At 53.8% G+C, this 11,567-nt stretch carries 9 protein-coding genes; 4 read left to right on the top strand and 5 right to left on the bottom strand.

The annotated features are described in order from the left end of the window. Positions 1–318: 318 nt before the first annotated feature. On the bottom strand, positions 319–1,062 hold the full coding sequence (locus LKE08_RS01730; protein ID WP_324702466.1) for a class I SAM-dependent methyltransferase: 744 nt from the start codon (positions 1,060–1,062) through the stop codon (positions 319–321). Positions 1,063–1,088: 26 nt separating this feature from the next. Continuing rightward, complete coding sequence (locus LKE08_RS01725) at positions 1,089–4,004, bottom strand: glycerol-3-phosphate acyltransferase (RefSeq protein ID WP_324702465.1); 2,916 nt, start codon at positions 4,002–4,004, stop codon at positions 1,089–1,091. A 134-nt stretch (positions 4,005–4,138) separates the two neighbouring features. On the opposite strand from LKE08_RS01725, the gene psb35 reads away from it, so the two are divergent. After that, positions 4,139–4,309 carry a photosystem II assembly protein Psb35 gene (gene psb35, locus LKE08_RS01720; protein ID WP_324702464.1) on the top strand — a complete coding sequence of 57 codons (171 nt, stop codon included), beginning with the start codon at positions 4,139–4,141 and terminating at the stop codon, positions 4,307–4,309. 53 nt (positions 4,310–4,362) lie between these two features. Here psb35 and LKE08_RS01715 read toward each other — a convergent pair whose 3' ends face one another. Then, complete coding sequence (locus LKE08_RS01715) at positions 4,363–5,121, bottom strand: DUF2993 domain-containing protein (protein WP_324702463.1); 759 nt, start codon at positions 5,119–5,121, stop codon at positions 4,363–4,365. Between the two features lie 698 nt (positions 5,122–5,819). Between LKE08_RS01715 and LKE08_RS01710 the strand changes: the two genes are divergently transcribed. The 3 genes from LKE08_RS01710 (at position 5,820) to LKE08_RS01700 (ending at position 8,004) form a co-directional block, all read left to right on the top strand. Further along, positions 5,820–7,022 carry a GIY-YIG nuclease family protein gene (locus LKE08_RS01710; protein WP_324702462.1) on the top strand — a complete coding sequence of 401 codons (1,203 nt, stop codon included), beginning with the start codon at positions 5,820–5,822 and terminating at the stop codon, positions 7,020–7,022. A gap of 133 nt (positions 7,023–7,155) precedes the next feature. After that, the gene (locus LKE08_RS01705; RefSeq protein WP_324702461.1) at positions 7,156–7,308 is read left to right on the top strand and encodes a hypothetical protein; all 153 of its coding nucleotides are present in this window, start codon (positions 7,156–7,158) and stop codon (positions 7,306–7,308) included. Positions 7,309–7,476: 168 nt separating this feature from the next. Beyond that, a complete protein-coding gene (locus LKE08_RS01700) occupies positions 7,477–8,004 on the top strand; it encodes a type IV pilin-like G/H family protein (RefSeq protein ID WP_324702460.1) in 528 nt (175 codons plus the stop codon). Between the two features lie 93 nt (positions 8,005–8,097). Here the strand turns inward: LKE08_RS01700 and LKE08_RS01695 are convergent, their stop codons facing one another. After that, positions 8,098–9,381 (bottom strand): serine/threonine-protein kinase, encoded by a 1,284-nt coding sequence (locus LKE08_RS01695; protein WP_324702459.1) that lies wholly within the window; start codon positions 9,379–9,381, stop codon positions 8,098–8,100. Further along, entirely contained in the window at positions 9,378–11,396 is a 2,019-nt protein-coding gene (locus LKE08_RS01690; RefSeq protein ID WP_324702458.1) for a protein kinase, read from the bottom strand. The genes LKE08_RS01695 and LKE08_RS01690 overlap by 4 nt, the downstream gene beginning before the upstream one ends. Positions 11,397–11,567: the final 171 nt, after the last annotated feature.

Here is an 11,567-nt window from a genome sequence, read left to right as displayed (position 1 = left end):
CTCACCGCCTTCCGTTCCCCGCTTCAATCCTAGGGTTGTGAATCCTAAAACTGGGGGTGGCTATCGCCTCCTCTCTTAGATTATCAGTTTTACTTATTTCTTGTATAAGAAACTTGTATCACTGATTTTCTTTGACCCTGAGAGTTCCGACCTCATTTAGTATCCTGTGATACCAAACTTAGGAACATACAGATAGTTATAAGGCTGGTCAGGGGTGCATCCCTTATATTCATCCGAGGGGATGAAAGCCTTACCGGGAGGTTATTTAAGGCATTTCAGCCCGATTTCGTTCCCGAACGAATCGCACCCCCCCGTCTACTATAGGCGGCTCGGGGAACTCTCAATCGGTTTTGGCTCGGAAAGTTTCCGTCGGGTGCGGCCGATGCCGGGAAGTGCCGATCGGCTTGTCCAGGGTCGTTCGGCGGTCCAGTGGCGATCGCTCGACGGGTAAATGTTCAAATCGGCCAACCCCGCTTCCCCGGCCATCCGTCGCACTTCTTCGACGGTAAAGGCGGCGTGCAGGGAGTCCCGAAAGAGCTGTTTTTGGCGATCGGTGCTCTCCCCCGCGTATTCTTCGACGAGGCGGTCGCGGGTGAGTTCGTCTGCGGGACGCAGCAGGTCCCGCAGGAAGATGCCGCCCCCCGGTTTCAATACCCGGTTCAATTCCCGAAAAAAGGGCAGGGGGTCGGGGAGGTGGTGGACGATGCTGTTGGAGATGACAAAATCGAATTGTCCGGTTTCGTAGGGCAACTGTTTGGCATCCACCCAGGCCAGTTGGATCTGATGTGGGAGTCCGGCGGCGGCGACGTTGCGATCGCCGATTTTGAGCATATTTTCGGAGAGGTCGATGGCGATTATTTTCCAGTCCGGCTTTCGTTGGGCGATCGCGATCGGAATTCGGGCCGTCCCCGTCCCGGCATCCAACACCGCGGCCGCCGATGTCGGACCTAGGGCGATCGCCCGTTCGGCAAAGGCGGTATTGACCTCTACAAAGTCCATCGAATCGTATTCGACGGCTTCTTCCCAAGTGTCCATCACTTCCGGTTCCAACACTCGTTCCATCGGCTCTCCTCTATTGATCAGCAATCCTAATCTTTCAAAATCTCCACGGTGCCCCGGTAGCCGTCCACCCGCACCCGCTGGCCGGTTTTGAGGTAGGACATAGCCTCCGAGACGTTCATCACCGCCGGAATGCCGTATTCCCGGGCGACGATCGCGCCGTGGGACAACTGGCCCCCGACTTCAGCGACGATCGCCCCGGCCCCCACCAGCAGCGGAGCCCAGCCGGCATCAGTGTAGGGGACGACCAAAATCGGCTTTTCTCCCCCGTCACCCAACCCCTCGGCGAGGCTGCGGCAGACGCGGACGCGCCCCTCCACGCGCCCGACGCTGGCCGGGATGCCGCGGAGGAGCGATCGCCCTTCCCGGGGTTTTTCCCGGGGTTCCGGGAGCAAATTGCCGTACACCACGGGGGGGACGGAGCGATCGCGATCGCGGTCGTATTCCTGCCGTCGCCGTTTGACGATTTCCGCGAGTTCCCCGCCGTCGCCGCCGTCGCTCCAACCCTGTATTTCCGGCCATTCCAAAAAGAAAATATCCCCCGGTTGACGCAATACCTTCTCCTCCAGGGCTTTCGCCTCCATCGCCAAAAACGTCCGCCGCAGGTGAGCCAGCAACTTCCCGTAAACTTCCGCAATTTCACCCTTGACGACGGCCCGCTCCCGACACTGGGCCAACCGCCACTGCTGCCACAGATTCAACCCCCCCACGTTCCGATCCGTACCGCCGGCCGGATTTTGCGCCATCGTCAGCAGCATCTGGCGGAACGTCTCCGGCTGTTCCCCCCAGGTCGCCACGGAAATATCCGTCCCCACCTCGCTGAGATACCCGTGCCGCCGCAGCCACCGGGAGAATTGTTCCTGCAATTGGGAATTTTCAGCGAACTGTCCCTCGATAACTTGCAGGTTCGACCGTTCTGGCAGGCGGTCGGCGATCGCCTGCAATTCCCGCATCGAGGCCACTTCCGGCGCGTCCTCCACCGGCAGCCACTCCTCCGGCACCCGAAACAGCGATCGCCGCACCGCCAACCCGATGGGCCCGACGATGTTGTAATAGGTGGCCGGTTTGAGCACCTCCCGAATCCGCTCCACCCGCTGTTTCAATTGTGGCAGGGACAGGGAATCGGGAATTTGAGTCCGGGGGTCGGATTCGGCTTCCAACTGCTCTAAAGTCGGGTCGAACAGTTGCCGGCGATCGCGCCGAAACTCGGACACCAGGCCGCGCTCCCGCTGCACCAACAGCCACAGTCCCGGCAGGGAGGCCAGCATGGTTTTCAGGGGCGGTTTGCCCATCTTCTCCCCCCGCAGCAGGAACTCCAGACCCCGTTCCGGCAGGCCCATCATCCGAAAAATTTCCCCCAGCAGGGTGGCGTTGAAATAGGCGTGGGAACCGAGGAGGGTGGCTGTCTCGGCGAAGTCGAGTTCCGCCGCCTTATTGCCGAGCACCAGGGTAAAAATTTCCCCCCACACGCCGCAGGTGAGGGGGCGGTTGATCGACCAGGTGAGGGGGGGGATGGTGCCGGGGATCACCTCGGCGGCAATGGTGCGGGTCCAGATCGGGCGCAGGTTGGTGATGGGGCGGGACTGCAACAGCCAAATCTGTTCCCCGTCCCAAATCCACTCGATATCCTGGGGCAAACCGTGGTAAAAGGCTTCCAGGGCTTGAGCCTGTCCCACCAGGTCGGCCAGCACCGATCGCGGCAGCAGGGAATTTTCCCCCTCTTCCACCCGGTTCAAACTCTCGTGGGTGGCGGTTTCGGTCTCCGTGTCGATTTCGACGTGCAGGGGGGTCTCGCGCCCGCCCACCACGACACCACCCCCCCCGGGCAGGGCTTCCACCACCACCTGGGGCCCCCCGTCGAGGGGGTTGCGGGTGAACATCACCCCGGACACCTGGGCGCTGATGTAGGGTTGGATCAGCACGGCGATGCCGGTGTCGTCGAGGTGTCGCTGTCGGCGGTAGGCTGCGGCTTCGGGGCTCCAGTAGGATTCTCGGCAGCGGACGATCGCCTCCCGCAACTGGTCCTCGGTGGTGACGGGGCCGATGGTGGCGTACTGCCCCGCGGCGGAGCTGGTTTCGCCGTCTTCCCCCAGGGCGGAGGAGCGCACGATCAGGGGATATTCGGTGTTGGGGGTGGGGAGTTGGAAGTAGTGGATTTGATCTTGGTGCTGGGACTGGTTGTCCCGGGCGATGGCTTCGGTTCCCATCGCCGGCAGCACCCACCCGGAGGGGACTTTGAACCCCGCTTGCTTGAGTTGACTCAGGCGGGTGGCTTTTTCCCCGCAGGCGTCGATGTCGAGGAGATCGTTGAGAGATAGCAATTGCTGTTTCATATACAATCCGAAATCGTCTCCCTGGCGGAGGTTGATCAGGACCAAGACGACGGCCAGGGCGGTCGCGGCCGGGAGTTCCCCCTCGGACAGGGGCCGTTCTTTGGGAAACTGATGCCACAGCCACAGCCAAACCGGGCCGCTCAAACAGCCCAGTCGCATGGCCCGCAGCCTCGCCCGCGTGGGTTGACTCGGCTCGACCGCCAGCCCCAAGCGCCACAGTAGCACCCCGGTCATGGCGGCAGAAATGGCGACGGGGGGGGAATAGACGAGGACTCCCCAAGTGGCGTTGGTGACGCCGCCGCCCCGGGCGACGAAGTAGCGGCCGGCCACCAGGACGGTCAGGGCCACAATGGCGATCGCCTGCCACTGGTAGGGGATCAGCCACCGGGCTGCCAGCACCGGGGCGGCGCCTCTGAGGGCCTCGGCGAGGGCGGCGGCGATGCCGGCGGGTTTTCCGGCCTGGGTGAAGGCCGCGGCTACCCCCACGTTGCCGGTCCCTTCCCGAGCCAGGTCGATTCCCGCCATCAATTTGACGATCCAGCGGGTGAGGGGAACGGCGCCGAGGCCAAAGCTTCCCGTCACGATCAGTAGTCCGGCAACCCAGGGTGGCATGGGGAGTTCTCTCCTCGGCGACATCAATTAAAAGATAATTGATAATTGATAATTGATAATTGTCAATCCTTTCTTAAGTTCCGATGGATGAGATAATGCTAAAAACTTGATGAAGCTTGAGGAGATCTCCAGTTATGGAAAATTCCCTTTGGATTCCGGCCGCCGTTCTCGTCGTCGGCTTCATTGCCGCCGTCAGCATCGGTTCGATCGCCTGGTACAATTCCAAGCGACCGCCCGGTTGGGAGGGTAAGGACCGCCCCGATTTTATCCCCAAGGTGGATAAGGACGAGGAGCAAAGCTCATAAAAAACTCGGATTCCCGCCTCCCAGACGCGATCGCGGCCGGGCGGGAACTCGAATTAGCGCTTCTTTCCTTTCGGGAAATGGTCGATCCGGGCCGAGCCGTAAAATACGAGCGCGTCCTTTTGAATCCTGACCCGATCGACCCGCAGTTGCGTGCCCTCCAGGGCGAATTTGTCGAGATCGAGCAGGTTGTTGACGTGGTCGATCAGTGCCTTCGCCAGGTTTTGGGAGTCTTCGTCTCCCCCGTACTTGACGTTGACAAACTGGATTTTACGGCGGTTTTCCACTTCAATTTCGGCGGAAAAGTCCACGGCGGTCAGGTGGCGGGCGTCGCCGATGCGGACGTGGGACTCGAAGGCCAGGGTTTTGTCCGGCGTTACGGTCATTTCCGTCTGGTTGAATTGCAGGGGCTGACCCTCGTACTGCAGTCGCTGCAGTTTCTCCACAATGAAGGGCGTGTTGAAAGAAGCCGTCAGATCGTCTTCCGTCAAGACGACCCGCATCACCGCCTGGGTGGGCTGCCGCAGCTTGACTTGGCCGGCAAATATGGCGCTGAAGTCGATCGAAACGGCTTGTAGATAGAGTTCCATGACCGCGATTCGCAGGCCGTTGTACATCAGCATTCCGTTGCCGATGAAGTCAAATCCGTCTACGCTTCCCTGTAACAGCTTGGCTACGGGTTCGGCACGGACGTTGGCTTCAACCTTGTCGGAACGCTTGAACAACGCGGCGATCGCAGCCCCGACAACCTTGCTGACGAGGCGATCGCCACTTTGAGCCTGAATCGGAGTGCTTCCAAACAAAGCCTGTACCATTCCCTTTGCTCGCTTGCCATCACGACCCATTATAACGGTATATTAAGAAATGTTAAATCAGTTGTCCTGATAGGGCCGATTGGAAATCGCGACCGGTAGCCGGATGGCGCGGTGGAAGGGAGTTCGAGAGATCGAAATTTTTTCTCGCCCCCGACATTCTGTCCCGGGAAAGATGACAGCCCGAGACCGGGGGTCTCGGGGTCAATTAACGGTTTGGGGGTCGAAATTGGCCCCAAATCGGGCCGTTGTCAGGAATCCGGCCGCGATCGTGTTCCGGGTTAAAATCCGATCGATTCGCGTCAGAAAGGGAAAATTTTCCGGTCGGACGGTCGTCAAAAAGTCGGCGGCATACTCCCCCACAAAACATCGGAGCGATTCTCCCACATTTTTCGATTCTCGCCCCGGAGCGTCCCCCCATGTTTCAACCCTCGAGAGCGGACGGGTCCGGAAGCCGACGTGGCAGATGAAAAGGCCTTTCCACTTCCCCGCGATCGCCGTTTGTGCCTTGTCCCCCGCGAGTTTTGAGCCGGCTCGGCGATCGGGATATAAACGTGTTATTTTTGTCGGATATTGGATGCTGCACGCTGAAGATCGAATCTGACGACCTTCTCACTTTTATTAAAAAAAATACCTCGTTCCGGCCTGGGTCCCTTTCCCATCCAGCAATTTCGTCATATCTTCAACTCAGGATAACTACCATGATGGACTCGGAAGCTTATATTTATTTGTTTTACGCCGACACGATCCGACGCTTTAAAATCTTGGCATCTCGGGAATCTTACGTCCGCGATCAACTGGTGTCCGATCGGTTTCCCTATCCCGTTAAAGTTGTCGAGTTGTTCCCGTCGTCGCGATCGCAGCAGGACGAGGCGCAACTGCACCAAATGTTGTCCTCCCACCGCATTCAAGGGGACTGGTTTGAATTCGACTCCCCCCAAGTGGCGATCGCTCTGATCCGAGAATATTTTCGGATTCGCGAAGAGATGGGACAACAGTTAAATTCCCTGTCTCAAAACTACAATTTGACCGCCAAAAAATTGAAGAAAGCGGAGGATAAAAATTTACAACTTGAACAGGAGATAGAGCAGTTACAAGAAGAACGTGACCGGCTGTTTCAATACAAAATTACCATCCAACGGGATTTGACTCGGTTCCTGTCTCGGATGGATTCCCACGAACACAACGGCAATTCGATCTACGCCGAACAATCGCTGCGATCGGAGGCGATCCGCCACATCCGCCACCACCTCGGATGCGTCACCCAGGGACGGCGTTTGCAGCGGGGAGATACGGTGATCATGATCGGTTTTTCGTTATTTGAATATCGGGAAAAATTTGAACAGTTGAAAGCCTGTTTAGAACGCTGCTCCCTCACCTCTGCCGAGGACGAATCGGAGGCGGTTGATATCAGTGCGGGGGTGCCGGTCGGCATTTATTTTACCACGGATAAACCGATCGCACGTTTGGAGGTGGAAGTGCCCAACCGCTATTGGAGTTTGCCGGGGATGCTCCCGGAGTTATTTGCGGAGGTGAAAACCTTGGGATTTGAAGCGCGATTTTGCCGCCTGGTTCACCTCAAGGAGGAGGGGGATACCGGGGAACTCGGCTTCATTCCCTGCGAAAAGTCGGACGATTTGTGGCAGGAAATTTTGGCCAACGTCAAACCCCTCGGGACTCAGACGCTGTTGCGGCAGCAGGGGACGCTGTTGGAGTTGAGCCCCGATGAGACTCGCATCGGGGTGACGAGTCGGACGCTGCTGAAGATGATCCAGGACAAAATTCCTAATTTGGAACAGGCGTTGGAGCGATCGCTCGGGATTCGCTGCTGCGTTCGGGTGGAACTGATCGGCGAGGGGAGTTCGTCGGGTTCCGCCTCGGGTGTCCCCCACACGGATACTTAAAAAAATTCCGATTTTGTAGTACAATAATTTTTGTACTACAAATTGGGGTGGAGGTGGGGTTGACAAAATCATACTGTACGGTCTATCCTAAAACCATCGATTTAAACTGTACGGTCTAGTCAAATCACAATTCATGGATATCTTATCACTCGGCCTCCTGTTGGGAGCCTTATTAATCTCCGACGAAATTCTCAACGGAAAACTGCAAGTTTCCCGGCGTCTGCTGGAATGGATGGATCGGTTCGGGGAAGCGTCGGACCGCCGAGAAAAAGATCCGACTCGTTGAGGGTTATGAAACGACAGTACCCATCCGGCTTTTCCCCACCCCCCCCTGTTTTTGAACAGTTGGGGGGTGAATTTTTTTTTGGGGGTGACAGATGGTTCCTCTGCTGCCGATACCTGCCCTGACCAAGGGCTGTGTTAAACTGGAAATAAGCGAGTGGGAATGGCGAAAATGAATAACTGGGTCAAACTGTCGATTTACTCCGGCGCTTTAATCAGTCTAATTTTACCATTTTACGACTTTGAATGTCACTGTTTTTTCCCAAAAAATACTCCCGAAAAAGTAACCTCTAAAGAAGGGATACAGTACATCCGTACCCTGGTCAAAGGTCAGACAGTTTACTTTGTAGAAAACGGCGAATTTACCTTCAATTTAGAGGAACTACAATTGGGTATAAAGCCGGAAACTGATGATTATAGTTATCAGATTTTAGAGCCGATGGTTCCCGTTCAATCCGTTAGCTATCCCCTTCCCGAACCTCCGGGCGATCGCATTTTTATGATCGCCCAATCGAAGCAACCCCAATATCAACCCAGTTATTTTGGGGCAGTCTTCCTAATTATCGATCCCGACTCATTAGAGAAGCGACCGGTCGGTTTGATTTGTCAAAGTGAAATGGGTGATTCATCCCGATCGGAACTACCGCAAAGATTTGGGGATAAAATCAGTTGTCCTCCGGGAAGCAAAACTCTAGATTAATACATTTGAAAAACATCTCGCCCCCAACTCTGTATTCTGGGGGCTTTGAATGGCAATTATTGAATCCTTATCTCCAATCCGAGTCCTATACCTTCATTCATAATCGACAACTTTTAATGCTTTTTGGGCGACTAATTTTCCATCGACAAAAAACTTAAAAGTCCAAGTTTCAGAAGATGCGTTTGGATAAAATTTATAAAAACACGAAACCTGGGGTTGAGAAGGAGAGAGCCGTAGTGTGGATTGTCCCATTGCCACAAGTTGACCTTGTCGGTTCAATAATTGACAGCTTGTGGTATATTGTTTTTCGGGCAGTGAGGATAAATCGACCGAAAAATAAACTCTCGCCCAACTTCCTCCGGCAAAAGAGAGTTGATTTTGGTCAAAAGCCAGATAATTTCCATCCGCTTTGAGAGTCACCGGGAGTGAGAGGGGTTCCGGTGGCGGAGATGGGGTCGGTTTGAGAGAATTTGAGTAAGTTTTATAGTAAGCAAATCCGAGTCCGGCGAACATCAAAATGCCAGTCAGATAAAGTGCGATCGCCCAAATTTGTTTGGCAAGTTGAGGGGGACGCAAAACCTCGATGGGAATCAACGATTGCAGGGCGGTTTCGGCGTTGGGATAGCGATCGTTGTAATTGGGTTCGACCATTTTTTTCAGCCAATTGATAAACCCTGGACTCAAATGAGGAACCCGATTTTCAAACTGAATCCGTCCGCCGTCATCCATCAACAATCCCACTTCCGTCGAGGGGATTCCGGTTAACAAACAAATTAATGTCGCCCCCAAACTGTAGAGATCGGAAGCCTGGGTTAGTTGGCGGTTGAACATCTGTTCCGGCGGCATAAATCCCAGCGTCCCCTTCACCACGCTACTCACCGCCACTTCGCCACCCCCCAAGCGGGCGAATCCGAAATCGACTAAACTGACATCCATGCGATCGCCCACCAATATATTTTCGGGTTTCAAGTCCCGGTGGATGACGGGAGGGATGCGATTTTGCAAGTATTTGAGAATGTCCAAAACCGAGAGGGCGATTTGTTTGACTTCCTGGGGAGTCCACGGTTTTAACTCCGCCAAAGAGGGGGCATTTTTGTACTCTTGAACCATACAAAACCCGTCGGGGGTTTGGAAGGAGTCCAGATAGCGGGGGATGTGGGGATGTTCGAGTTCCCGCAGCACTTCAATTTCGCGATCGTAGGTGTGGTAGTCCGTCCAACTGGCTTCAATTCGGGCGAACTGAAACTGTTTGACGACGACGGGGATATCGCCGTTAATTTCTCGGGCAAGATAGGTGACGCGACCCCCGGCTCGGTTGTGTCCGAGTTCGCGGGTCACTTGGTAGCCGTAGTTGGAGAAATCGGGGAATTCGTTCATGGTTTGATTAAGGTGGGTTGGAGTTTACGGTATTGCTTGAGGGTTTTCAGGGGTTTGAATAGGATGATATTCAGCAAGGGTAACAGCGTCATCGAAACAGCCAAAAATCCGACCGCCAAAAGTCCAAAAATTTCCATTAATGCATTCAGACTAAAATGTTTTATAATGCTGAATATGAGTCGCAAAAATGCACCGATACTGACGAAGTAAATGACAGTCATTAAGGCGAATAAATTGGGGTTCTTGACAATTTTATTACGACGACACAAGCTCATTCTTATCATCGCTCTTAACAGCCAATAAAAACAGTAAAATGTGCCGTGAAATATTGCCAATAATACCAGGAACCCTATCGAATATTCAGGAAACTGAGTTCCCTGATCAATGAAGTCCACTAAAAAAAGCAGACTTCCAATCAAAAAGTAAATAATTATACCCACCACCAAAAAGAACTTTTGCATTCCAGAAATGGCAACTCTCATCCCCAAAGTCATGCCCAATATAAAATATAAAAATGAAAGGGAATAAGATTCATATAATTGCATCAAAAATACCACGAACAGCAAGCCAAAAGTGATGCCTCCAAAAATTCCACAAAATAAAGTATAAACTGATTTCATAATTCCTGTGTAGTCGGGGGGAAGCCTATCAAAAATAGGATATTTTTCCGAAAACCCCAGTTTCTCATTGACAAAAATTGCCATGAAAAAAATGAATAAAAATGAAGCCAAGCATATATCTCGAACCGAGATATTTTCAATCCGGGTTAGTGCTTCCACACTCACGAATCCAAAAATTGCGGATAATAAAATTGCCAAAAATCTCGAAGACGAGAATTCTTTGATATGGTCAAAAAACCCTAAATTCTCCTGAGTTTTAATTTCCACATCCACCGGACAGACTTCCGGGTCGGAATTAGTCCGCAGCAAAATCTGACGTTGATAGGTTTCTCCCATTAATAATTGCCGGGTATCAACGGTGACAGTACAGGTGATTTGATTGACCTCAAATTTCGGAGGCGTGAAGGAAATATAGGGGTGGTCGTAGGGGGTATGGGGCGGGTCGGAGGGGTGGGGAGCGACTTCCCAGCGACCGGATAAAACGGTGTCGGGAACCGGATTGGTGATTTGGATAGTTTGGCTGACTTTTTCGCCCCATTCTTCGGCTGTCAATGTCAGTTTTTGGTGTTCCAGGCGAACTCGGGGAAGGCGAGAAACATTCAAGGGTTTGAGGACGGCTAAAGCTTCGGAGGCATTGGCAAAACGATCGCCCACTTTCGGTTCGACCATTTTTTCCAACCAGTTCAGCCAACCCCGTTTTTGGGGCGGGATTAGGTGGCGGAAGTGGACTCGATAATCCGCATCAATTAAACTGCCGATATCGGCGGATTTGATTCCCGTCAGCAAACAAATTAATGTCGCCCCCAATGCGTACAAATCCGAGGCGTTGGTGAGGCGCCGGTTGAATAGTTGTTCCGGCGGCATAAAACCCATCGTCCCCTTGACCACGCTGCTGGCTGCGATGTCTCCGCCGCCGAGTCGGGCGAAACCGAAATCCACCAAATACACGTTTAAGTTATCGTCGATCAGGATATTTTCTGGTTTGATATCTCGGTGGATAATTGAGGGATGCCGAGATTGCAAATAGACGAGAATTTTGAGGGTGGAGAGGGCGATCGCTTTAATTTGTTCCGGCGTCCAACTGCGGCGGGTGGCGGCGGACGGGGCGTCGATGTACTCCTGAACCATACAGAAGCCGTCGGGGGTTTGAAAGGAGTCTAAATAGCAAGGAATTCCCGGATGGTTGAGGCTTTTGAGAACTTTAATTTCTTGTTGGTAGCTGTCGTATTCTGACCAACTTGAATTTCCCGTGGCAAACTGAAATTGTTTGATGACGACTTTTTCTTTGCTTTGACGGTGTTCGGCGAGATAGGTGACGCGGCCCCCGAGGGAGTTGTGACCGAGTTCTCCCAGGGGTTGATAGCCGTGACTCGAAATGTTTGAAACGTCATTCATGGTGGGTATACCCCCGATCGCGATCGCCTGATAGCGGTTTTCTCTCCAATGAGATCTGGACGATCCACCATTGTCTCCCTTCGATCCCCCCCAGCCCCCATCCCCCCCAGCCCCCATCCCCCCCAGCCCCCCTTTGAAAGGGGGGAGAATTGGGGGGAGAATTGGGGGGAG

Source organism: Lyngbya sp. CCY1209, assembly GCF_035615495.1.
GTDB lineage: Bacteria > Cyanobacteriota > Cyanobacteriia > Cyanobacteriales > Microcoleaceae > Limnospira.
This window is presented reverse-complemented; position numbering and strand designations above follow the sequence as displayed.

What these genes read in the sequence shown, in the direction of transcription:
- LKE08_RS01695 (WP_324702459.1), bottom strand. Translation starts at nt 9,381, where the DNA reads ATGAACGAATTCCCCGATTTCTCCAACTACGGCTACCAAGTGACCCGC.
- psb35 (WP_324702464.1), top strand. Translation starts at nt 4,139, where the DNA reads ATGGAAAATTCCCTTTGGATTCCGGCCGCCGTTCTCGTCGTCGGCTTC.
- LKE08_RS01715 (WP_324702463.1), bottom strand. Translation starts at nt 5,121, where the DNA reads ATGGTACAGGCTTTGTTTGGAAGCACTCCGATTCAGGCTCAAAGTGGC.
- LKE08_RS01710 (WP_324702462.1), top strand. Translation starts at nt 5,820, where the DNA reads ATGATGGACTCGGAAGCTTATATTTATTTGTTTTACGCCGACACGATC.
- LKE08_RS01705 (WP_324702461.1), top strand. Translation starts at nt 7,156, where the DNA reads ATGGATATCTTATCACTCGGCCTCCTGTTGGGAGCCTTATTAATCTCC.
- LKE08_RS01690 (WP_324702458.1), bottom strand. Translation starts at nt 11,396, where the DNA reads ATGAATGACGTTTCAAACATTTCGAGTCACGGCTATCAACCCCTGGGA.
- LKE08_RS01700 (WP_324702460.1), top strand. Translation starts at nt 7,477, where the DNA reads ATGAATAACTGGGTCAAACTGTCGATTTACTCCGGCGCTTTAATCAGT.
- LKE08_RS01730 (WP_324702466.1), bottom strand. Translation starts at nt 1,062, where the DNA reads ATGGAACGAGTGTTGGAACCGGAAGTGATGGACACTTGGGAAGAAGCC.
- LKE08_RS01725 (WP_324702465.1), bottom strand. Translation starts at nt 4,004, where the DNA reads ATGCCACCCTGGGTTGCCGGACTACTGATCGTGACGGGAAGCTTTGGC.